The organism is Streptomyces sp. NPDC051183 (assembly GCF_040682455.1).
In the GTDB taxonomy this organism is placed as follows: Bacteria; Actinomycetota; Actinomycetes; order Streptomycetales; family Streptomycetaceae; genus Streptomyces.
In genome coordinates, this window is the sequence record NZ_JBFBBA010000004.1 from 120525 (window position 1) to 142364 (window position 21840).

Annotated in this window: 18 protein-coding genes; 9 read left to right on the forward strand and 9 right to left on the reverse strand. The window is 71.7% G+C overall.

All coding sequences use genetic code 11. The features are described from left to right. The first annotated feature begins 58 nt into the window (after positions 1-58). Positions 59-1285, forward strand: a complete 1227-nt coding sequence (locus tag AB0M99_RS05015) for an NAD(P)/FAD-dependent oxidoreductase (protein ID WP_365917258.1) — start codon at positions 59-61, stop codon at positions 1283-1285. A 59-nt stretch (positions 1286-1344) separates the two neighbouring features. Here the strand turns inward: AB0M99_RS05015 and AB0M99_RS05020 are convergent, their stop codons facing one another. After that, on the reverse strand, positions 1345-2784 hold the full coding sequence (locus AB0M99_RS05020) for a regulator (protein ID WP_365917259.1): 1440 nt from the start codon (positions 2782-2784) through the stop codon (positions 1345-1347). 173 nt (positions 2785-2957) lie between these two features. On the opposite strand from AB0M99_RS05020, the gene AB0M99_RS05025 reads away from it, so the two are divergent. From AB0M99_RS05025 to AB0M99_RS05045, 5 genes are all read left to right on the forward strand, one after another. Further along, a complete protein-coding gene (locus tag AB0M99_RS05025) occupies positions 2958-3233 on the forward strand; it encodes a hypothetical protein (protein WP_365917260.1) in 276 nt (91 codons plus the stop codon). Between the two features lie 76 nt (positions 3234-3309). Further along, positions 3310-4107 (forward strand): lipoyl(octanoyl) transferase LipB, encoded by a 798-nt coding sequence (gene lipB / locus AB0M99_RS05030; RefSeq protein WP_365917261.1) that lies wholly within the window; start codon positions 3310-3312, stop codon positions 4105-4107. A 109-nt stretch (positions 4108-4216) separates the two neighbouring features. Further along, positions 4217-5170 carry a lipoyl synthase gene (gene lipA, locus AB0M99_RS05035; RefSeq protein ID WP_365917262.1) on the forward strand — a complete coding sequence of 318 codons (954 nt, stop codon included), beginning with the start codon at positions 4217-4219 and terminating at the stop codon, positions 5168-5170. Positions 5171-5465: 295 nt separating this feature from the next. After that, positions 5466-5663: a hypothetical protein gene (locus AB0M99_RS05040; protein WP_214937012.1), complete on the forward strand. Its 198-nt coding sequence runs from the start codon at positions 5466-5468 to the stop codon at positions 5661-5663. A 10-nt stretch (positions 5664-5673) separates the two neighbouring features. Next, positions 5674-6372 carry a DUF4191 domain-containing protein gene (locus tag AB0M99_RS05045; protein ID WP_365917263.1) on the forward strand — a complete coding sequence of 233 codons (699 nt, stop codon included), beginning with the start codon at positions 5674-5676 and terminating at the stop codon, positions 6370-6372. Between the two features lie 90 nt (positions 6373-6462). On the opposite strand, the gene AB0M99_RS05050 is transcribed toward AB0M99_RS05045, so the two are convergent. Continuing rightward, positions 6463-6930 carry an RDD family protein gene (locus AB0M99_RS05050; RefSeq protein WP_365917264.1) on the reverse strand — a complete coding sequence of 156 codons (468 nt, stop codon included), beginning with the start codon at positions 6928-6930 and terminating at the stop codon, positions 6463-6465. Positions 6931-7114: 184 nt separating this feature from the next. Between AB0M99_RS05050 and glnA the strand changes: the two genes are divergently transcribed. Continuing rightward, positions 7115-8524, forward strand: a complete 1410-nt coding sequence (gene glnA, locus AB0M99_RS05055; RefSeq protein ID WP_365917265.1) for a type I glutamate--ammonia ligase — start codon at positions 7115-7117, stop codon at positions 8522-8524. Positions 8525-8608: 84 nt separating this feature from the next. Continuing rightward, on the forward strand, positions 8609-8926 hold the full coding sequence (locus AB0M99_RS05060; protein WP_365917266.1) for a MazG-like family protein: 318 nt from the start codon (positions 8609-8611) through the stop codon (positions 8924-8926). 45 nt (positions 8927-8971) lie between these two features. Here the strand turns inward: AB0M99_RS05060 and AB0M99_RS05065 are convergent, their stop codons facing one another. Continuing rightward, entirely contained in the window at positions 8972-9625 is a 654-nt protein-coding gene (locus tag AB0M99_RS05065) for a TetR family transcriptional regulator (protein WP_365917267.1), read from the reverse strand. An 87-nt stretch (positions 9626-9712) separates the two neighbouring features. Here AB0M99_RS05065 and AB0M99_RS05070 point away from each other — a divergent pair, with 87 nt between their 5' ends. Further along, positions 9713-10483: an SDR family oxidoreductase gene (locus tag AB0M99_RS05070; RefSeq protein ID WP_365917268.1), complete on the forward strand. Its 771-nt coding sequence runs from the start codon at positions 9713-9715 to the stop codon at positions 10481-10483. On the opposite strand, the gene AB0M99_RS05075 is transcribed toward AB0M99_RS05070, so the two are convergent. The 6 genes from AB0M99_RS05075 to sucB all read right to left on the reverse strand — a co-directional run bounded on the left by AB0M99_RS05075 (position 10484) and on the right by sucB (position 21839). Beyond that, positions 10484-11002: a DUF4240 domain-containing protein gene (locus AB0M99_RS05075; RefSeq protein ID WP_365917269.1), complete on the reverse strand. Its 519-nt coding sequence runs from the start codon at positions 11000-11002 to the stop codon at positions 10484-10486. Positions 11003-11120: 118 nt separating this feature from the next. Next, positions 11121-13805, reverse strand: coding sequence for a pyruvate dehydrogenase (acetyl-transferring), homodimeric type (gene aceE, locus AB0M99_RS05080; protein ID WP_365917270.1), 2685 nt, complete (start codon positions 13803-13805; stop codon positions 11121-11123). A 232-nt stretch (positions 13806-14037) separates the two neighbouring features. Next, positions 14038-14661: a GntR family transcriptional regulator gene (locus AB0M99_RS05085; protein WP_365917385.1), complete on the reverse strand. Its 624-nt coding sequence runs from the start codon at positions 14659-14661 to the stop codon at positions 14038-14040. Between the two features lie 107 nt (positions 14662-14768). Next, complete coding sequence (locus AB0M99_RS05090; protein WP_365917271.1) at positions 14769-18566, reverse strand: caspase family protein; 3798 nt, start codon at positions 18564-18566, stop codon at positions 14769-14771. Continuing rightward, complete coding sequence (locus AB0M99_RS05095) at positions 18559-19977, reverse strand: hypothetical protein (RefSeq protein WP_365917272.1); 1419 nt, start codon at positions 19975-19977, stop codon at positions 18559-18561. The genes AB0M99_RS05090 and AB0M99_RS05095 overlap by 8 nt, the downstream gene beginning before the upstream one ends. 92 nt (positions 19978-20069) lie before the next feature. Then, positions 20070-21839 carry a 2-oxoglutarate dehydrogenase, E2 component, dihydrolipoamide succinyltransferase gene (gene sucB, locus AB0M99_RS05100; protein WP_365917273.1) on the reverse strand — a complete coding sequence of 590 codons (1770 nt, stop codon included), beginning with the start codon at positions 21837-21839 and terminating at the stop codon, positions 20070-20072. Position 21840: the final 1 nt, after the last annotated feature.

Sequence of the window (21840 nt, forward strand, 5' to 3'; positions counted from 1 at the left end):
GCTCAGCAGCACACGCAGCACACGCAGCACAAGCGCACACCATGCGGACGTCGTCATTGTGGGAGCCGGAGTCTCAGGACTCGCCGCCGCGCACCACCTGATCGCAGCGGGGGTCACCGTCACCGTCCTGGAGGCCGCCGGGGACCCCGGCGGCCGGATGGCCACCGAAGCCGTGGACGGCTTCCGGCTGGACCGGGTCGGCCAACTGCTCAGCACCGCCTACTCGGAGCCGGCCCGCACCCCGGGGCTGGAGGGCCTCGTCCTGCGGCCCTTCGCGCCCGGGGTCCTCGTCCACACCGAGGGCAAACAGCTGCGCGCCGGGGCCCTCACCCCCGCCCGCGCCCTGGCCAGCGGCTCGCTCGACCAGGCCCGGCTCAGCGCCGTCCTCGGCCGCCTCGCCGCCCTGCCCGAGGAGCGCCTCCTCGCCCGGCCCGAACGCACCGCCGACGCCGCCCTGCGGTCCGCCCGCGGGCTGCCCCCGCGCTCCCTGAACGCCGTACTGCGCCCCCTGCTCGCGGCCCTGCTCCGCGATCCGGAGCTCACCACCTCCAGCCGCGTCGCCGACCTGGCGCTGCGCACCTTCGCCCGCGGCCGGCTCGCCGTCCCCGAGGGCGGCGCCGCGACCCTGCCCGACCTGCTCGCCGCCGGGCTGCCGACCGGCACCGTGCGCACCGGGGTCCGGGTCCGCTCGGTGGCGACCAACCTCGTCACCACCGAGGACCACGGCGACTTCAGCTGCCGCTCCGCGGTCCTGGCGACCGGCGCCCGCGCCGCCGCCGAACTGCTGCCCGGGCTGCGGGTGCCGGACTTCCACGAGGTCACCGTCATCCACCACGCCACCGCCGCCCGGCTGCCCTGGGACGGCTCGCTGCTCCTGGACGGCGACCCCAAGTGGCCCGTCGCCCACACCGCCGTGATGAGCGCGGTCGACCCGACGCGCGCCCCGGCCGGCCGCAGCCTGGTCACCACCACCGTGCTCGGTCCGCCGCCACCCTCGCGCACCGTCGCCTCGCGCCTGGCCCGGCTCTACGACACCACCACCCGGGACTGGGAGCTGCTCGCCCTCCACCACACCCCGGAGGCCGTGCCCGCCATGCCCCCGCCGCACGACATGCGCCGCCCGGTACGGGTCCTGGCCGGGCTGTACGTGTGCGGCGACCACCGCGACACCAACACCGTCCAGGGCGCCCTGCGCTCGGCCCGCCGCGCCGCCACCGCGGTCCTGCGCGACTTCGGCATCCCGCTGCCCGCACCCGCGCGGCCCGCACTTCCGGTGGCGGCCTGAGAACCACCGAACCAGGGGCCCGGACCCGACCCGACCCGACCCGGGCCGGGCCCCGCACCTCAGGACAGCGCCGCCACTCGGTCGCGGTACGTCCGCACGGCCGAGGCGTCCCGGTACGGCTCCAGCCGGCGCTCGAAGTCCCGTACGTACTCCACCGCGCGCACCGACCGCATCTCCATCGCCTGCTGCGCCGCCTCCGCACCCAGTGCGCAGGCCTGGTCCAGTTCGCCCAGCCCCAGCCGCGCGGTGGCCAGCACCACCCGGCAGAACAGCCGCGAGCGCGCGTACCCGGGCGCCCGCAGCTGCAGCGAGCGCTCCGCGTGCTGCGCCGAGGCCCGGTACTGCTGGAGGTCCCGGTGGCAGTGCCCGAACTCGTCCGCCAGCTGCGCCTCGTCGTAGTCCCGCGCCCAGTGCGGTACGTCGTCCGCCGGCCGGGCGGCGCCCAGCGCCCGCTCGGCCCGCACCAGTGAGGCCGTGGACGCCCGCACCTCGCCGAGCACCGCGTGCCCCCGCGCCTCCGCCGAGTGCAGCAGCGCCTGCACCACCGGCGGGGGACCCGAGCCGACGCCCTGCTGGGCCACCCGGGCCAGCTGGACCGCCTCCCGGCCGTGGCCGAGGTAGACCGCCTGGCGGCTCATCGTGACCAGCACGTACGACCCGTACGGCCGGTCCCCGGCGGCCTGCGCGAGCCGCAGCGCCTGCACGAAGTAGCGCTGGGCCAGCCCGTGCGCGGCGATGTCGTACGAGGTCCAGCCCGCGAGCCGGGTCAGGTCGGCGGCGGCCGCGAACAACCGCCGCCCGGTGGTCTCCCCGTAGGTGCCGCGGAGCATCGGCTCGGCCTCGTGCTCCAGGTAGCGCACCAGGGCCTGGCGGGCGTGGCCGCCGCCGTAGGCGTGGTCCAGGGTCCGGAACAGCTCGCTCACCGACCTCAGCGCCGCGATGTCGCCGCCGGTGACCCGCTGCCCGGGCCCGCGGTCGATCTGGCGCTGCCGGGGCACCGAGGCCCGGCCCTGTACGGGCACCCGCGCGGCGCTCTGGTCCGCGCCGCGCCCCACGCGCTCGTCGGCCCGGCCGATCAGCCAGTCCCGGCTGGGCACGACCAGCCCGGCCGGGGTGAAGGCGATCTTCCGCAGCTCCGCGTGGGAGCCGGAGTCCTTGCGCCACAGCCCGCTCGCGATGTCCACGGCCTCCTCGGGGGTGGCCGCGAACTCCAGACCGGCGTAGACGGGGGCACACGCGTCCAGGCCCAGGTCCTGCGCGGACAGGCGCCGCCCGAGGCGCCGGGTGAAGACCTCCGCGATCAGCGCCGGGGTCGTGCCGCGCGGCTGCTGCCCGCGCAGCCACCGGGTCACGGAGGTCTTGTCGTACCGCAGGTCGAGACCGTGTTCCAGCCCGAGCTGGTCGACTCGGCGGGCTAGCCCGGCGTTGGAGAAGCCGGCTTCCGCGATCAAGGCCGCGAGCTGCCGGTTGGGGACGCGCTGGGCAGGTCGTTCCGTCATCGGCTCCACGGTCTCCTGACGTGACGGACCGGAGTCCCGGCCCTGTGAACGGCGTGAATGTAGCGGCGAACTCCGCTCAGACCGCCCGCTCTGCCCCACATTCATCCGATCGTGTGCAGAATCGGTGGGGCCCTTTACGGACCGGACCCCTCTGTCGGCGTACGCTGCGCCCCATGACCCGCCGGCCCAACGGGGTGCGTCCCCCTGTCGAGAGAACTGCCGAGTCCACCGCGCCGCTGCCGGCGCCGGAGCTGACCGAGGCGGAGTGCCGGCGGTGCGGGACGTACATCGCCGGACTGGACGGGCGCTACGCCTGCGGGGTGTGCGGCTGGGTCAACGACCACTCCGAGGGCCACCGGCGGCTGCCGCGGGCCGACGAGGACCCGGACCGGCCCCCGCAGGGACGCAGGCGGCCCAGGCAGCTGCCGGGCCCGCCGGCAGGCGCCTGAGGCCTCCCGCACGGCCCGCCGTACCCTTGCCTGGTGCGATACGTGCACACAGCAGGTTCAACGAGGAGGCGCTGCGGTGGCTGAGCTTGGGTTTGTCCATCTGGGCTTCGGGCCGGAAGCCGTCGAGTACACCGAGGCGTGGGAAGAGCAGCGCCGGGTGCACGCGGCCCGCTTCGCGGACGAGGTCGGGGACACCTGCCTCCTGCTGGAGCACCTGCCGGTCTACACCGCGGGTCGGCGCACGGCGGACAGCGAGCGTCCGCTGGACGGCACGCCCGTCGTGGACGTGGACCGCGGCGGCAAGATCACCTGGCACGGCCCGGGCCAGCTGGTCGGCTACCCGATCATGAAGCTGCCCCGCCCGGTGGACGTGGTCGCCCACGTCCGGCGCCTGGAGGACGCCCTGATCCGCACCGCCGCGGAGTTCGGGCTGGAGACCACCCGCGTCGAGGGCCGCTCCGGGGTCTGGGTCCTCGGAGACCCCGTCGAGGAGCGCCCCAGGCTCGGCGGCCTCTCGCTCGACTTCGACCCCCGGCTGCACGACGAGGAGTTCGACGCGCGCCTGAACGGCCCCGAGTACGCCCCGTCCAACGCCGGCCAGCGCCGCGAGGACCGCAAGCTCGCCGCCATCGGCATCCGCGTCGCCAAGGGCGTCACCATGCACGGCTTCGCGATCAACGTGAACCCGGACAACACCTGGTTCGACCGGATCGTCCCCTGCGGGATCCGGGACGCGGGTGTGACCTCGCTCTCCTACGAGCTGGGCCGCGAGATCACCATCGCCGAGGTGCTGCCCGTCGTCGAGCGGCACCTGACCGAGGTGTTCGAGCACGCGGAGCTGCGGCCCCGCGAGATAGAGCCGGCCGCCGGCTGACGGCCGGGGAATGCGGCCACCCCCTCGCAGGTTGGCCGACGTAAGAGCGTATGAAATTACGGGCGTACCCTGGTGGGCGCCGAAGAATCGAAGTCACAGGGAGCCGGTCGTGTCCGCAGTCGCACCCGACGGACGCAAGATGCTGCGCCTCGAGGTCCGTAACGCCCAGACCCCCATCGAGCGCAAGCCCGAGTGGATCAAGACCCGGGCGAAGATGGGTCCCGAGTACACCAAGATGCAGGCCCTGGTGAAGGGCGAAGGACTGCACACGGTGTGCCAGGAAGCCGGCTGTCCGAACATCTACGAATGCTGGGAGGACCGCGAGGCCACCTTCCTCATCGGTGGCGACCAGTGCACCCGGCGCTGTGACTTCTGCCAGATCGACACGGGCAAGCCCGAGGCCCTGGACCGGGACGAGCCGCGCCGCGTCGGCGAGTCCGTGGTCACGATGGACCTGAACTACGCCACCATCACGGGCGTCGCGCGCGACGACCTGGCCGACGGCGGCGCCTGGCTGTACGCGGAGACCGTGCGCCAGATCCACCAGCAGACGGCGGGCCGCGAGGCCGGCCACACCAAGGTCGAGCTGCTGGCCCCGGACTTCAACGCGGTCCCGGAGCTGCTGGAGGAGGTCTTCGCCTCCCGCCCCGAGGTCTTCGCGCACAACGTCGAGACCGTGCCGCGCATCTTCAAGCGGATCCGCCCCGGCTTCCGCTACGAGCGCTCGCTCGACGTGATCCGCCAGGCCCGCGCCTACGGCCTCGTCACCAAGTCCAACCTGATCCTGGGCATGGGCGAGGAGCGCGAGGAGGTCTCGGAGGCGCTGAAGGAGCTGCACGAGGCGGGCTGCGAGCTCATCACCATCACCCAGTACCTGCGGCCCTCGCCGCGGCACCACCCCGTCGAGCGCTGGGTGAAGCCGGCCGAGTTCGTGGAGCTGGCGAAGGAGGCCGAGGAGATCGGCTTCTCCGGTGTGATGTCCGGGCCGCTGGTCCGGTCCTCCTACCGTGCGGGCCGTCTCTACCAGCAGGCGATGGAGAAGCGCAGCCGAGCTGGAGCGTAGGTTGCGGGTCTGCCCGAGGTACGAGGGCAGGCACGCGGCCGGAGCGGTAGCGAGGCGGAGCTCGACCGACGGAACAGAGAAGCGTGCGACTGTGTGAAGTCGCGCACAAAATCTTACTAACGAGTAACACCGCAGCGGCGCGGCCCCTAGGCTCTTTCCAGGAAGAGTCCGGCGGGCCGCGTCAATGTTTCACAACGTTTGACCGCCGAGCCACACGCTGGTAACACCAGTCAGTGACGATTGCTCCACGCACCGCACACACCACCGAGTGAGCACCGTGAAAGGGATCGACATCATGCAGGCCGCGCCCGTACGCGCCATCGCCATCCCGTCCTTCACCGACGCCTTCCGCGGCATAGAGTCGCTGCTCATGAGCGGGGCCCGTCGCAACGCCTGGACCGCGGTGCTCGAAGACCGCCGCCGGGCCAAGGACCGCGTCGAAACCGAGCACGTACTCGAGGCCGCGGCGACCCGGACCCCGCAGGCCACGTAAACTTCGCTGTATGGCGAGGAAGTCAAACGCAGAGACTGCTGCGAACCCCGGGCGACTGAAGCAGATCGCCCTGACGTACAAGATGACGCGCAAGGCCGACCCGAAGGTCGGTCTGATCGTCGCGGGCGTGGGAATCGTCACCTTCGGTGTCTTTCTTGCGATCGGCTTCCTGATCGGCCACCCGGTCTACCTGGGCATCCTGGGCTTCCTGGTGGCGTTCCTCGCAATGGCGATCGTCTTCGGACGACGGGCCGAGCGGGCTGCCTTCGGGCAGATGGAGGGACAGCCGGGCGCGGCCGCGGCCGTACTGGACAACGTGGGCCGGGGCTGGACGACCACCCCCGCCGTCGCGATGAGCAAGCAGCAGGACATCGTCCACCGTGCCGTCGGCAAGGCGGGCGTCGTGCTGATCGCCGAGGGCAACCCGAACCGGGTCAAGCCCATGCTCGCGAACGAGAAGAAGAAGCTGGCCCGGATCATGCCCGACATCCCGGTCCACGACTTCATCGTGGGCAACGGCGAGGGCGAGGTGCCGCTCAAGAAGGTCCGTACGACCCTGCTGAAGCTGCCCCGGGTACTGGCCGGCCCGCAGATCACCGCGGTCAACGACAAGCTCCGGGCCATGGGCGACCTGATGAGCAACATGCCGATCCCCAAGGGCCCGATGCCCAAGGGCATGCGCATGCCGCGCGGCGGAAAGATGCGCTGACCCGCTTTTCGTATACAACACACAGGGGCGCCCCCGAGCCGAACGGCTCCGGGGGCGCCCCTGTGCGATGCGGAGGGGGAGCCGGACGGCTCAGATGCGGACCTGGACGGCGCGGCTCAGCCGGTCGTGGAGGCCGCGGCCGTCGCGGTCCCAGACGATCGCCGGGATGACCAGGGCCAGCAGTACGGTGCGCAGCACCACGCGGCCGAAGCCGAGGCGCCCGCCGTCCTGCGAGACGACCCGCAGCCCCAGCATCCGCTTCCCAGGGGTGAAGCCCACGGTGCCGACGGTCAGGATGCTCAGGGTCACGAAGAGCGCCAGCGTCCAGTTGCCCGTGGCACCCGCGTCGCGGCCCGTGATCAGCCCGTATGCGATCAGCTGACAGCCGATCCAGTCGATGGCCACGGCGCCGAACCTGCGCCCGAACCGCGCCACGGAGCCGGGCCCCTGCTGCGGCAGGCCGAGCTGCTGGCCGGGGTAGCCGAAGTCGACGCCCATGTCCTCGGCGGCCGCGCGGGGGCCGGAGAGCCAGGATCCGATTGCTTGCCTCTTGTCCACCCGACCAAGGTACCCGTGCTGCTCCCCGGCATTCCGGCGGGACCCTGGTTAACTTGTGCGAAACAAATGGGTCATGCTTGAGAAATCCCGCCTGCTTATGGTCGGGTCAGCGTGCGGCACCGCACTGACGCACCACGAGCTATAAAGCCCGTCCCTGCCCCGGGGTGGGAGTAGGAGGAGTTGGATGTTCCAGAACGCCGACGAAGTGAAGCAGTACATCGAGGAGAACGACGTCAAGTTCGTCGACGTCCGCTTCTGCGACCTGCCTGGTGTGATGCAGCACTTCACCATCCCGGCTCGGGCATTCGACCCGGCGGAGGAGCTCGCCTTCGACGGCTCCTCGATCCGTGGCTTCCAGGCGATCCACGAGTCCGACATGGCGCTGCGTGCCGACATCACCACCGCGCGTCTGGACCCGTTCCGCAAGGACAAGACGCTCAACATCAACTTCTTCATCCACGACCCGATCACGGGCGAGGCCTACAGCCGCGACCCGCGCAACATCGCGAAGAAGGCCGAGGCGTACCTCGCCTCCACCGGCATCGCCGACACCGCGTACTTCGGCCCCGAGGCCGAGTTCTACGTGTTCGACAGCGTGCGCTTCGCGACCTCCGCGAACGAGGGCTTCTACCACATCGACTCCGAGGCCGGCGCCTGGAACACGGGCTCCGAGGAGAACAACCGTGGTTACAAGGTCCGCTACAAGGGTGGTTACTTCCCCGTAGCCCCGGTCGACCACTTCGCCGACCTGCGCGCCGAGATCTCCCTCGAACTGGACGCCCAGGGCCTCCAGGTCGAGCGTCAGCACCACGAGGTCGGCACCGGTGGCCAGGCCGAGATCAACTACAAGTTCAACACGCTGCTCGCCGCGGCCGACGACCTGATGCTCTTCAAGTACATCGTGAAGAACGTCGCCTGGCGCAACGGCAAGACCGCGACCTTCATGCCGAAGCCGATCTTCGGCGACAACGGCTCGGGCATGCACGTGCACCAGTCGCTGTGGGCGAACGGCGACCCGCTGTTCTACGACGAGGCCGGCTACGCGGGCCTGTCGGACACCGCGCGCTACTACATCGGCGGCATCCTCAAGCACGCCCCGTCGCTGCTGGCCTTCACCAACCCGACGGTGAACTCCTACCACCGCCTGGTGCCGGGCTTCGAGGCGCCGGTCAACATGGTGTACTCGCAGCGCAACCGCTCCGCCGCCATGCGCATCCCGATCACGGGCTCGAACCCGAAGGCCAAGCGCGTCGAGTTCCGCGCCCCGGACCCGTCGTCCAACCCGTACCTCGCCTTCGCGGCGCTGCTGCTCGCGGGCCTCGACGGCGTCAAGAACAAGATCGAGCCGATGGAGCCGATCGACAAGGACCTCTACGAGCTCTCGCCCGACGAGCACGCGAGCGTCCCGCAGGTCCCGACCAGCCTCGAGGACGTCCTCAAGGCCCTGGAGGAGGACCACGAGTACCTCCTGGCCGGCGGTGTCTTCACCCCCGACCTGATCGAGACCTGGATCGACTACAAGCGCACGCACGAGATCGCCCCGATCGCGCAGCGCCCGCACCCGCACGAGTTCGAGCTCTACTTCGACCTCTAAACAGCGCGTGTGACAGCGTCCGGAGCCCCGCCGGTTCTCCTCGGAGACCGGCGGGGCTCCGTCGTGTCCGGCTAGGTTCCCCCCATGGAAGATCCCTGGAAGACCATCGGCGCGCTCGTGGCGCGGTTCGACGAGCACGACCGGGAGCGGGGGGTCGCGCACGAGGAGAGCGTGACGCTGCAGATCCTGAAGATCGGGGAGGAGTTCGGCGAGGCCGCGCAGGCCGTCATCGGGGCCAAGGGGACCAATCCGCGCAAGGGGAACTCGCACACCTGGGGCGATGTGGAGGCGGAGGTCGCCGACGTCATCGTGACGGCCATGGTCGCCCTCGCCCGGATGCGGCCGGACGCCCCGGAGTTCTTCGCCGCCCACCTGGCCGCGAAGTCGCGGAACTTCCTCTGACTCCGGCGCCGGCCCCGACCCCGACGCCGACGCCGGCTCCGGCCGTCAGCGCAGCAGCGGCATGGCGCCCGTCAGGTCCCGCAGGCAGCGGACCGCGAGTTCCGCCGGTGAGCCGGGGCCGCTGACCGGGGCGTCGGTGGTCGACCAGAGCTCCAGGGCGATGCGGATCGCGTCGGTGGCCGCCGCCGCGAGGAGGCGTACGCCGAGCGCGTCGGCGTCCGGGCCGGCCAGCCGGGCCACCACGGGGACCAGGCGCTCCTCGGAGTCCTGGTTCACCTTGTACCAGACCGCGCGCAGGGCCTCGTCGGTCGCCGCCGCGCGCAGCAGCCCGCGGGTGACCTCAAGGCCCTCCTCGACGGCCTGGAGGTCGGTCAGCGAGCGCGTGACGGCGCGTTCCAGGGCCTCGGCGAGCGGGGTGCCGGGGTCCTCCTCGGCGAGCAGGGCGCGCCAGGCGTCGCCGCCGCCCGCGAGCAGCGGGGCCACCGCCTCCTGCTTGTTGCGGAAGTAGCGGTAGAACGTCCGCAGCGCCACACCCGCCCGGTGGGCGATGTCCTCGGCGGTGGTGGCGTCGGGGCCGTGCTCGGCGAACAGTTCGCAGGCCGCGCGGGCGATGTCGAGCTGGGTGGCGGCCTTGCGGCGCTCGGTCAGCGACTGGGCTCCGGGGCCGGCCTGGGGAGAGTACGGACGTGGGGATCTCACTAGGGAAGAGTACTCCCCGGACCCACCAGCAACTGCACTGTTTGTCACTCTGGCAAAATGTGTCATCCCACCGGTACGCTCGTCCCCATGAACCGTTACGAAGGACGTCGAGTCCTCATCACCGGCGGCGGCTCCGGCATCGGCCAGGCCACCGTCCACCGCATTCTGTCGGAGGGCGGCCGCGTCCACACCGTGGACGTCAGCGAGGCCGGCCTCAAGGCCACCGCCGACCGCGCCGCGGCCGAAGGGCACGGCGCGCGGCTGACCACCGCCGTACTCGACATATCCGACGAGGCAGCCGTACGGGCCGGCATCGCCGCCGCCGTCGAGAGCCTCGGCGGGCTCGACGTACTGGTCAACGCGGCGGGCATCCTGCGCTCCGCGCACACCCAGCAGACCACGCTGGAACTCTGGAACCAGGTCATCGCGGTCAACCTGACCGGCACCTTCCTGGTCATCCGCGAGTCGCTCCCGGCGCTGCTGGAGGGCGACCAGCCGGTCGTCGTCAACTTCAGCTCCACCTCGGCGTCCTTCGCCCACCCCTACATGTCCGCCTACGCGGCCAGCAAGGGCGGCATCCAGTCCATGACCCACGCGCTGGCCGCCGAGTACAGCAAGCAGGGCCTGCGCTTCGTCGCCGTCGCGCCCGGCTCCATCGAGAGCGGCATGACCACCGGCAACGGCCCCGGCCTGCCCGAGGACACCGACTGGAGCCTGTTCGCCAAGCTCGCCCCCGCCATCGGCCAGGGCTTCGCCGGCCCGCAGACCGTGGCCGGCGTCGTCGCCATGCTGGGCTCCGAGGACGGTGCCTTCATCACCGGTACGGAGATCCGCATCGACGGCGGCACGCACTACTGATCAGGCGCGGAACCGGTCCCACAGCCGGGGGAAGCGCTCCGCCAGCACGGCTTCGTTCTCGAAGTCCAGCGGTGCGCCCTCCGGCTCCGCCGCCTGCAGCGGGATCCCCAGGTCCGGCGCCACCGACCCGGTCAGCTGCTCGTACGCCTCGTCGGCCGCGTACCCCAGCTCCTCGCCGTCCCCGTCGATCTCCTCGTCGAACTCGCCGAGCAGCTCCGCCAGCTGGTCCGGGTCGTGCACCCCGCCCTCGAAGACCTCCCGCCCCTGGCCGATCAGCCAGCACCGGAAGTAGTCGAACGCGTCGTCGCTCGCCCCGTCGAGCAACACCCACGCGGCGCCCCACAGGTCCCACGTGTAGGCCCGGTTGTACCGCGACTCGAAGTGCCGGGCGAAGTCCAGGACGGAGTCGGGATCGAGCTGGGCCAGCCGCTCCACGAGCAGTTCGGCGTGCTCCTCGGGGTCGCCCTCGGCGGCCTCGCGGGTACGGTCGACGATCTCCCAGAACTCCGTCTCGTCCATCACCGCTCCAGCATCACGGGTCCGCCGCCGCACCGCCACCGCGCATACGGCGAAAGGCCGGTGTCCAACCCCCTTGGCGGGGTGGACACCGGCCTTTCGCCGTATGCGTTCCTGTGCCTTACAGGCCGTAGCGCTCGCGCGCCTCCTTGATGGCGGACGCCGGGACCTCGCCGCGGCGGGCGAGCTGGGCCAGCGCGGCCACCACGATCGACTGGGCGTCCACACCGAAGTGGCGGCGGGCGCCCTCACGGGTGTCGGACAGGCCGAAGCCGTCCGTGCCCAGCGAGGTGTAGTCCTGCTCGACCCACTGGCTGATCTGGTCCGGGACCTGACGCATCCAGTCGGACACCGCGAGGACCGGGCCCGCGGCACCTTCCAGCGCGCGGGTGACGTACGGGGTGCGCACCTCGCCGCGCAGCAGCGCCTCGTCGCACTCCAGCGCGTCGCGCCGCAGCTCGCCCCACGAGGTGGCGGACCAGACGTCGGCGGAGACGTTCCAGTCGGCGGCGAGCAGCTGCTGCGCCTCCAGCACCCAGTGGATCGCCGTGCCCGAGGCCATCAGCTGGACCTTCGGGGCGTCGGCGGCCGGGGCCGCCCCGTCCAGGTCGGCCGCCGTGTTGAAGCGGTAGAGGCCCTTGAGGATGCCCTCTTCCACGCCCTCGGGCATGGCCGGCTGCACCTTCGGCTCGTTGTAGACCGTCAGGTAGTAGAAGACGTCTTCCGGCTTCTCGCCGTACATCCGGCGCAGACCGTCCTTGACGATCACCGCGATCTCGTACGCGAAGGCCGGGTCGTAGTTGAGCGACGCCGGGTTCGTGGACGCGATCAGGTGCGAGTGGCCGTCCGCGTGCTGCAGGCCCTCACCGGTCAGGGTGGTGCGGCCGGCGGTGGCGCCGACGATGAAGCCCTTGCCGAGCTGGTCGGCGAGCTGCCACATCTGGTCCGCGGTGCGCTGCCAGCCGAACATCGAGTAGAAGATGTAGAACGGGATCATCGGCTCGCCGTGCGTCGCGTACGACGTACAGGCGGCGATGAAGTCGGCCATGGCGCCGGCCTCGGTGATCCCCTCGTTGAGGATCTGGCCGTCCTTGGCTTCCTTGTAGTACATGAGCTGGTCGCGGTCGACCGGCTCGTACGTCTGGCCGAGCGGCGAGTAGATGCCGGCCGACGGGAAGAGGGACTCCATACCGAAGGTGCGGGCCTCGTCCGGGACGATCGGCACCCAGCGCTTGCCGGTCTCCTTGTCCCGCATCAGGTCCTTGACGAGCCGGACGAAGGCCATGGTGGTGGCCATCTCCTGCTTGCCGGAACCCTTGAGGAGCGGGGCGAAGGAACGGTCCGCCGGGGCGGGCAGGGCCACGTGCTTGACCTTGCGGGCCGGGGCCGGGCCGCCGAGCGCCGCGCGGCGCTCGTTCAGGTACTGGACCTCGGGGCTGTTCGCGCCCGGGTGGCCGTACGGGACCTGGCCGTCGGCGAAGGCGCTGTCCGGGATCGGGAGGCCAAGGAGGTCACGCATGTCCTTGAACTCGTCGATCGTCAGCTTCTTCATCTGGTGGTTCGCGTTCTTCGACTCGAACCCGGCGCCCAGCGTGTAGCCCTTGACGGTCTGCGCGAGGATGACCGTCGGCGCGCCCTTGTGCTCCAGGGCGGCCTTGTACGCGGCGTAGACCTTGCGGGGCTCGTGGCCGCCGCGGGAGCTGTGGAAGCACTCGGCGATCTTCGCGTCGGAGAGCACGCCGGCCAGCTGCACGAGCTCGGCGTTGGCGCCGAAGAAGTGCTGGCGGATGTAGGCCACGTCGCGGGTCGCGTACGTCTGGAACTGCGCGTCCGGTACCTCGCGCAGGCGGCGTACCAGGGCGCCCGTGGTGTCGAGCTGGAACAGCTCGTCCCAGGCGGAGCCCCACAGCGACTTGATGACGTTCCAGCCGGCGCCGCGGAACTGGGCTTCCAGCTCCTGCACCACGCGGAAGTTGGCGCGGACCGGACCGTCGAGGCGCTGCAGGTTGCAGTTGATGACGAAGGTCAGGTTGTCGAGCTGCTCGCGGGAGGCGAGGGCCAGGGCGGCGGTCGACTCGGGCTCGTCCATCTCGCCGTCGCCCAGGAAGGCCCAGACGTGCGAGTTGGCGGTGTCCTTGATGCTCCGGTTCTGCAGGTAGCGGTTGAAGCGCGCCTGGTAGATCGCGGAGAGCGGGCCGAGGCCCATGGACACCGTCGGGAACTCCCACAGCCACGGCAGGCGCCGCGGGTGCGGGTAGGACGGCAGGCCGTTGCCGCCGGACTCCTGGCGGAAGTTGTCGAGCTGCTGCTCGGAGACCCGGCCGTCGAGGAAGGCGCGGGCGTAGATGCCGGGGGAGGCGTGGCCCTGGATGTAGAGCTGGTCGCCCGATCCGTCGGCCTCCTTCCCGCGGAAGAAGTGCTGGAAGCCGGTCTCGTACAGCCACGCGGCGGAGGCGAAGGTGGCGATGTGGCCGCCGACGCCGTACTTGGAGCCGCGGGTGACCATGGCGGCCGCGTTCCACCGGTTCCAGGCGGTGATCCTGGCTTCCATCGCCTCGTCACCGGGGAACTCCGGCTCGGCGGCGGTGGGGATGGTGTTGACGTAGTCCGTCTCCAGCAGCTTCGGCAGCGCGAGGCCGGCGGCCTCGGCGTGCTGGAGCGTACGGCGGAGCAGGTATTCGGCGCGGCGCGTACCGGCGGCCTTTGCGACGGCGTCGAGGGAGGCCGCCCATTCGGCGGTCTCCTCGGTGTCGCGGTCCGGGAGCTGGTCGAGCTCGCTCGGAAGCTTTCCTACGGGGTCGGACATCGGTGTGCGCCGCCTTCCGGACAAAGGAGAGGTGGTGAAGAAAATCCCTGACGGGCAGGACAGGGTCGTTGGACCTGGTTGAGGTCCGCGACGACTGTAAATCGCTGATCGATGATCGATCAAATAAAAGTGACGAAGAAGCGTCCATATGACAAAAGTCGGCACCGGGTGCCATGGATCTAGGCACCCGGTGCCGGGTAAATCGGTACAAAAAGGTGCGGTCCGGGGATGATCAGGCGCGCGGGGCGCACCCCAGGACATGCCGCTTCACCAGCACCCCGATGTCGGGATCCCGGCTGCGGAACGCCTCGACGAGGGCCTCGTGCTCCTCGGCGTAGGACTTCTGGACGGTTCCCAGCCACCGGATGGACAGGGCCGTGAACACCTCGATGCCCAGGCTCTCCCAGGTGTGCAGCAGCACGCTGTTCCCCGCCGCCCGCACCATCTCCCGGTGGAAACCCACCGTGTGGCGCACCTGCGCCGTGCCGTCAGCGGCGCGGTCCGCCTCCCACAGCGCCGCCACATGCGGCTCCAGGGCCGAGCAGTCGCTCGCCAGCCGCGGCGCGGCCAGCTCGGCCGCGATCTGCTCCAGACCGGCCCGGACCGGGTAGATCTCCTCCAGGTCGGCCGCCGACAGGTTCCGTACGCGCACGCCCTTGTTCGGCGCCGACTCGATCAGCCGCAGCGTCTCCAGCTCGCGCAGGGCCTCGCGCACGGGCGTCTGGCTGACCTCCAGCTCCACGGCGATCCGGCGCTCCACGATGCGCTCGCCGGGCTTCCAGCGCCCGCTGACGATCCCCTCCACGATGTGCTCGCGGATCTGCTCGCGCAGCGAGTGCACGACGGGTGGGGTGATCATCGGCGGTTCATCTCCTGTGGGGTTCGCACGGGTCGATGCGTAGACAATACGGCGGTGTCGGCCCGGTGAGATGCGTTCCCGACGGTGACCCCGGGTGAGGCTGGTTACAAGGGCTGGGGGGCTCCCGAGGCGCGGATGCTCCGGATCAGGCCGCCCAGGACCTGGTCGTGCCCGGAGTGACGCTCCAGAACCGACCTGATCTCCTCGATCACCCTGGTCTGTTCGGTGAACTCGTGGGGATGCCACCGCTCGTCCCCGAGGGCCATTCCCGCCAGCGCGAGGGCGAGTTGTATGTGGACCTGGCCGGTGAACGCCTCGCGGTGCTCCGTGAACTCCAGGACACCGATGGCGAAGAGGAGATCGGGGTCCGGCTTCTCGGGCGCGGCCAGCAGCCGCCCGCACCGGTCGCGCAGCGCGCCGCGGTCCACGACGTACTGGTACGCGGCCGCGATCCCGTCGGCGCGCGCCAAGGTCACCACGGCGTAGTGCTCGGCCCGCCGGCTGGCCTTGACCTCGGACCACAGGAGGTCGACGGCCTGGTCGCTGAGCAGGAACTTCGCCTGCGCACCGAGGTAGTTCCGGGCCTCCTCCCAAGTCGGCAGTGCCTTCCAGACCGTGACGCATTCGGCCGTGAGATACGGGAAGAAGGCGCTGTCGGGGTCCCTGGAGTCCGCCTCCCGGGCGACCTCCAGGCGTTGCGTGGCGAGCCTGTCGACGAGGGCGATCTCCTCCACGGCCGTGACGACCTCGGCCGAGCGCAGGAGGCCGGCGTGCTCCTCCCAGAAGGCGCGGGCGGCTGCCCAGGTGGGGCACCGGACCCACTCGGCCGCGAGGTCCGCCGTGGCCTGCGGGATCCCCAGCCAGTCGGGCGGCTCGGTACGGGCAACCGTGCGCCACAGCTCGTCGACCCGCGCGGCACTGGCCTCGTCGCTGCGGCGGTGGGCCCGGAGCAGCCGCCGGGCCTCGACGGCCGTGTCGGCGGCCTCGGAACGCCCGGGCGGATCCGCGAGGGCGATGAGGGTGCTGATGCCGGGGCCCGGGTCCTGGAAGGTGAGGAGCAGCTTCGCGCGCCGGAGCGCGAGGCGGCGGGCCGCGTCCGGATGCCCGGCCAGCCCTCGCTCCATCTCGGTGTAGACGGTGACGGCCTGCCGGTCGGTGACCAGGCCGACGAGCAGGTCCAGGGCGGCCGAGAGGCTGCCGAAGTGGGTGGTGGGGTCGTTGCGCGCCAATGTCAGGTAGATGCCGACGGCCTCGGAGGCGTCGGCGAACGCGCGGCCCGGGTCCCCTCCCTCGCCGCGGATGAACGACAGGTCGTAGAGGGCCCGGGCGAGGTCGGGAAGGTAGGCGGCGGGGTTGTCCCGCGCGACGAGCCGGTAGAGGGTGGCGGCCTCGGTCATCGCCTCGAGCGCACCGTGCCGGTCCCCGCAGCGCGCGCGGATGTCGGTGAGGTTGTACAGGCACAGGGCCAGGTCCGGGCGGCGGGCGGCCGGGTTCTTCGCGGCCAGCGCCCGGAACAGGCCCACGGCTTCGGTGACGGTGGCGAGTGCGGTCGGCAGGTCCCCGTTCTCCGCGTTGATGTGGGCCAGGAACATGAGCGACTGGGCGTGGTACGGGACGTAGGCCGGATCCCGCTCGGCCAGGACCCGGAAGAGTTCGCAGCCCTCCCGGGCGAGCGGGACCGCCTGGTCCGGCCGGTCCGCGGACAGCGCGAACGCGACCTCGGCCAGCGCTTCCGCCAGGTCCGGGCGGAACAGCTCCGGGTCCAGATCGAACAGTTCACGGGCCAGCCCGATGCCTTCGGTCCCCGCCATGACCACGTGCTCGGACAGCGCCCTGCGCAGGTACGGGTTCGCCCTCCCGATCCTCGTGGCGTCGGCGCTCTGGATGTGCAGGAGCTTGACCACGGCGCGGGCGACGCGGCACGCGGGATTCTCCGGCAGGCCCGTCGCGGGATCCACCGGCAGATAGGTGCCGGACTCGACGCGGAGGTAGCTGACGAGTTCGTGGTGGTAGAGCCGGTAGACGGCCTGGGCCTCGTCCCCGTCCTCCACGACGTAGCGCCCGTAGTTGTTCAGCAGCCAGTCCACGTCCGCGGGGCGGTAGCGGACCCCCTCCGCGCTGAGCGCGGAGGCGACGGCCTCCCAGACGCCCTGCGCCGGCATACCGCTGCCGGAGCTCCACGCGAGTGCCGTCAGGAGGTCCTCTGCCGCGTACGGGAGGTTCTTGCCGTCGCGCTCCCGCTTCGGACCGCTGCGCAGGTCATCGGCGAAGGCGTCGCCGAGGGAATCGGGAACGACCTGGTTCCAGTCCTGTCTGCCGGACGCTCCCGACCGCCTGATCACGGACCGGACGGCCATGCTGGCGTACAGGAAGGCGCCGCTGCTCGCGCCCGCCCGCTCGGAGATGACCACCGCCGCCGTGTAGGCGTCGTCCTCGGGCAGGTCCGCGGCGGACAGCCGGCGCCGGCTGTAGCGCCGGATGTCGCCGGCGGTGTCCGTCTCGTCGTCCAGGCCGTACGCGCGGGCCCGGGTGCCCAGCAGGCGGCTCAACGTCTGGCCGAGCGGTTCCCCGGGCCCGGCCTCGCCCCGGAACGGCCTGTCGCGGGAGCCGAGCAGGACGCACGTCAGCCGACTCAGCGGGGCCAGCAGGTCCTTCATGATGCGGGGGATCTGGTCGGGCTGGGCCTCGTCGAGACCGTCCAGTACGAGGACCAGGGGGTACTCGGGATCGGGCCATTCGCTCTCCACCTCGGCGATCAGCGCAGCCGGGGTCAGCGGCGGTGGCAGCTTCAGCGCGCGGGCGATCGCCTCGGCGAGCTGCTGGACGCCGAGGCCGCGCAGGTGGAACGAGGCGTCCACCGAGTCCGGGCCCGGGTCCGGGTCGTCGTCCGCGAGGGCATCGTGCTTCAGGATGTCCGCACGGTGTGCCGGCTCGGACAGGGTCCAGATCCTGCCCAGCACGGCGGACTTCCCGCTGCCCGCGCTGCCCGTGACCAGGAACAGCCCGGGCTGCCGGTCCTCCAGCCACTTCGTGATCTCCGTGAGCACCCCGTGGCGGCCGCTGAAGAACCACCCCTCGTCGACCCGGTCGGCCCCGCGTGCCGCCCTCACCAGGTGCTCCACCAGCTCGGGCGCCGGATCGTTCGCGGTCGGCCGGCGTGGATTCGCGAACATGGCCTGCGGAACCCCGGCGGTGACCGGATGCATGAGCTGACCTGTCCACTGCGGCCACTGCTCCGCGATGTCCTCCAGGAGGTTCTGCCCGGTGATGTGGGGGTTCCGGGTGCTGAACGCGTGCCGGTACCTCCCCGCCCGGGGGCCCTTGCTCAGCACCCTGGCGGCGGTCTCCAGCAGCATGCCGGAGTCCTCGGCGGTCTCGTCCGGCCGGCAGCACGCGATGGCCCCGAGCCATGCGGACCGGCCGGGCGGCAGACTGTCCTCGTCCAGCTTGCGCAGCCACCGCTTGACGACGTCGGGGACGCCCGCCCCCGCGTAGCAGGTGTCGATGAGCAGGAGCACCTGGTCCGCCCTGCTGAGCAGGACGGCGTTCGCCAGGAAATCGGGTGAGTAGGTCTGCTCCAGATCCTCCACGTCGTCCGTGTCGTGCACGATCAGACGCAGCTCCCGGTCCTGGAGCACGGCGTGTCCGGACCACAGGACCACCGCCGGACCGTGGTTGCCCGTGGCGGCCCATTGCCGGCTCCAGCCCGTCAACGACTTCCTGAGGCGCTTGCGGCTCGGGTCCACCAGCACCGTCGACCTGTACCCGTACCTCTCCAGCAGGGCGCAGAGGTTGCGCATCTGGTCGGCGGCCCCAGCCAGGCGCGTGAACCGGTCGCTGCGGTAGTTCTCCACCACGATGCCGAGCACCGTCCCCCGGATGCGCCTGCCCTGCTCATTCATGGTTCCCACACACCAGCGTCAGCGCCGTCACCGCCGCCCCCGGATGCTTCACCGCCCGCACCGCCACCCGGTAGCCGCCCGGTTCCGGGGCGGGGAAGGCGGTGGCGTACCGCCCGCCGCCGAGATTGCGCAGCGAGCGGGAGGCCGCGGGTCCGCCGTCGGCGGGGCGCAGCTCGGCCGTGATCAGCAGCTCGTCGTGGCGGGGCATCTCCGGCGGCACGGTGACGGCCACCGGGTACGGCTCGCCCGGCTCCAGCAGCGGGGGCGCGAGCACGCCGAGCGGCACGGAGCCGTCCTCGTCGCCCCGGCGGAACACCGGCTCCCGGCCGAGCAGGCGCCACAGGACCTCGCGCACGCCCGCGTTGTTCTGGAGCGAGCCGTGCTGTTCGCAGGAGGTGTGGGACTCGGCCGTGGCGTAGCCGCTGCCGGAGGCGTTCGCGGGGCGGGCCGAGAGGCGGGGGACCGTACCGTCGCCGCCCTCGTCCTCGCCCTCGATGTCCCACAGCGGGACGAGCAGGCCGTCGGCGTACTCGACGGTGGTGGCGGTCTGCTGGAGCACGCCGGTGACGGCGTCCAGCGTGGTGGGGACGGCGCGGTCGGCGGCCCGGCGCAGGGCGGCGTGGAACGCGGCGGCGTCCGAGAGCAGAGCCGGATCCACACCGGGCAGTCCCGGCAGGTCACGGGCGTACGCGAGCTTCCCTCCGGGGCCCTTCACGCACGCGTAGTCGGGGGTCAGCTGGTGCAGCGAGGGCAGGCTGCGGGCGAAGGCGCGCAGGTCCAGGCCGAGCGGGCCCCACCCCTTGCGCAGGCCGTTGGCCAGATTGGTGAGGGCGTGCACCGAGCCCCGGTGCGGGGTGCCCAGAGTGATCACGCGGCGGGTGATCTCGTGGCCGTCGAGGCACTCCGTGTAGTGACGGGCCACGAGGCCGCCCATGGAGTGGCAGACGAACACCGTGCGGGCCTCCCCGCGGTCGGGCGCGGAGGCCCGCCACCGGTCCAGTTCGCTCTCGGTACGGTCCTTCAGGAGCCCGGCGTTGTAGCGGCAGGACAGCCGCCAGTCGTACGCGAACTCCAGGAGGTTGCCCGGCGCCCCGGGAGTGGGGCGGGCCAGGGCGAAGGACCGCTCCAGCCAGTCCAGCAGTGCGGTGTAACCGTCCACCGGGTGCCAGACACCCGGGATCACGTGCACGCTGCGCAGGACGCCCGCGGGGACGATCCCGTCCCCGGGATGGCCGTCCCCGAGGTCCGCCGGGAGGCGGAGCCGTTTCAGGGAGCCCCCGAGACTGCGGACGGCCTGCCACAGGGCGCCGCCCGACACGTCCCACACCGGTTTGCCGTCGGCGTCGGCCAGCCGACTGCCCATGATCCCCGGCAGCACCACGACGAGATCTGTCACGGGTGCGCGCGCCATGTCTTCAGGCTAGGACGACGACGGCGCCCCCGCCCGGGGAGATCCCGGACGGGGGCGCCGTCGTACGACAGGTGGTGCTGTACCGAGGAGCCTTACAGGCCGAGCTCGACCTCGAACTCGCCGGCCTCGAGGATGCCCTTGACAGCCGAGAGGTACCGGGCCGCGTCCGCGCCGTCCACCAGGCGGTGGTCGTAGGACAGGGTCAGGTACGTCATGTCGCGGACGCCGATGACGGTGCCCTCGGGGGTCTCGATGACCACCGGGCGCTTGACCGTGGCACCGATGCCCAGGATGGCGACCTGGTTCGGGGGCACGATGACCGTGTCGAACAGCGCACCGCGCGAGCCGGTGTTGCTGATCGTGAAGGTCGCGCCCGACAGCTCGTCCGGGGTGATCTTGTTGCCGCGGACCTTGGCGGCCAGATCGGCGGTCGCCTTGGAGATGCCCGCCAGGTTGAGGTCACCGGCACCCTTGATGACCGGGGTCATCAGGCCCTTCTCGGAGTCGACGGCGATGCCGATGTTCTCCGAGTCGAAGTAGGTGATGGTGCCCTCGTCGTCGTTGATCCGGGCGTTGACGACCGCGTGGGCCTTCAGCGCCTGGGCAGCGGCCTTGACGAAGAACGGCATCGGCGAGAGCTTGACGCCCTCACGGGCCAGGAACGCGCCCTTGGCCTTCTCGCGCAGCTTCATGATCTTGGTGATGTCCACCTCGACCACGGAGCTGAGCTGCGCCTGCGAGTGCAGGGCCTTCATCATGTTGTCGCCGATGACCTTGCGCATGCGGGTCATCTTGACCGTCTGACCGCGCAGCTCGGAGACCGCGGCGGCCGGAGCCTTCGCGGTCGGAGCGGCAGCAGCCGGGGCCGGGGCGGCAGCGGCGGCCTTGGCGGCCTCGGCGGCGGCCAGGACGTCCTGCTTGCGGATGCGGCCACCGACACCGGTGCCCGAGACCGTGGACAGGTCGACGCCGGACTCCGAGGCGAGCTTGCGCACCAGCGGGGTCACGTACGCGCCCTCGTCACCGGCGGAAACCGGGGCGGCGGGGGCGGCAGCCGGGGCGACCGGAGCCGGAGCGGCGACCGGGGCCGGAGCGGCGACCGGGGCCGGAGCGGCCACGGGGGCCGGGGCGGCGACCGGAGCGGCGACGGCCGGGGCGGCCACGACCGGAGCCGGAGCGGCGACCGGGGCGGCAGCCTGGACCGGAGCCGGGGCGGCAGCGGCGGGGGCGGCCGCGGGGGCTGCGCCGGCCACGCCGATGACGGCCAGACGGGCGCCGACCTCGGCGGTCTCGTCCTCGCCGACCAGGATCTCCAGCAGGGTGCCGGCGACCGGGGCGGGGATCTCGGTGTCGACCTTGTCGGTCGAGACCTCCAGCAGCGGCTCGTCGGCCTCGACCGACTCGCCGACCTGCTTCAGCCAGCGGGTGACGGTGCCCTCGGTGACGGACTCGCCCAGGGCGGGGAGAACGACATCGGTACCGGCGGCGGCCGGGGCGGCCGCGGCGGGCGCCTCGGCGACGGGAGCCGGGGCCGCGGGGGCCTCGGCGACCGGAGCCGGAGCGGCCGGGGTCTCGATGACGACGGTCTCGGCGGCCGGGGCGGCAGCCGCGGCCGGAGCGCCGGAGCCGTCGTCGATGACGGCCAGCTCGGCGCCGACCTCGACGGTCTCGTCCTCGGCGACCTTGATCGAGGCCAGGATGCCCGCCACGGGGGAGGGGATCTCGGTGTCGACCTTGTCGGTCGAGACCTCGAGCAACGGCTCGTCGGCCTCGACGCGCTCGCCCTCGGCCTTCAGCCAGCGGGTGACAGTGCCCTCGGTGACGCTCTCACCGAGCGCCGGAAGGGTTACGGAAACCGACATG

Coding starts and splice junctions, on each gene's coding strand:
- AB0M99_RS05020 (WP_365917259.1), bottom strand. CDS start 2,784: ATGACGGAACGACCTGCCCAGCGCGTCCCCAACCGGCAGCTCGCGGCC.
- AB0M99_RS05025 (WP_365917260.1), top strand. CDS start 2,958: ATGACCCGCCGGCCCAACGGGGTGCGTCCCCCTGTCGAGAGAACTGCC.
- AB0M99_RS05040 (WP_214937012.1), top strand. CDS start 5,466: ATGCAGGCCGCGCCCGTACGCGCCATCGCCATCCCGTCCTTCACCGAC.
- AB0M99_RS05045 (WP_365917263.1), top strand. CDS start 5,674: ATGGCGAGGAAGTCAAACGCAGAGACTGCTGCGAACCCCGGGCGACTG.
- glnA (WP_365917265.1), top strand. CDS start 7,115: ATGTTCCAGAACGCCGACGAAGTGAAGCAGTACATCGAGGAGAACGAC.
- AB0M99_RS05060 (WP_365917266.1), top strand. CDS start 8,609: ATGGAAGATCCCTGGAAGACCATCGGCGCGCTCGTGGCGCGGTTCGAC.
- AB0M99_RS05070 (WP_365917268.1), top strand. CDS start 9,713: ATGAACCGTTACGAAGGACGTCGAGTCCTCATCACCGGCGGCGGCTCC.
- AB0M99_RS05075 (WP_365917269.1), bottom strand. CDS start 11,002: ATGGACGAGACGGAGTTCTGGGAGATCGTCGACCGTACCCGCGAGGCC.
- aceE (WP_365917270.1), bottom strand. CDS start 13,805: ATGTCCGACCCCGTAGGAAAGCTTCCGAGCGAGCTCGACCAGCTCCCG.
- AB0M99_RS05090 (WP_365917271.1), bottom strand. CDS start 18,566: ATGAATGAGCAGGGCAGGCGCATCCGGGGGACGGTGCTCGGCATCGTG.
- AB0M99_RS05095 (WP_365917272.1), bottom strand. CDS start 19,977: ATGGCGCGCGCACCCGTGACAGATCTCGTCGTGGTGCTGCCGGGGATC.
- sucB (WP_365917273.1), bottom strand. CDS start 21,839: ATGTCGGTTTCCGTAACCCTTCCGGCGCTCGGTGAGAGCGTCACCGAG.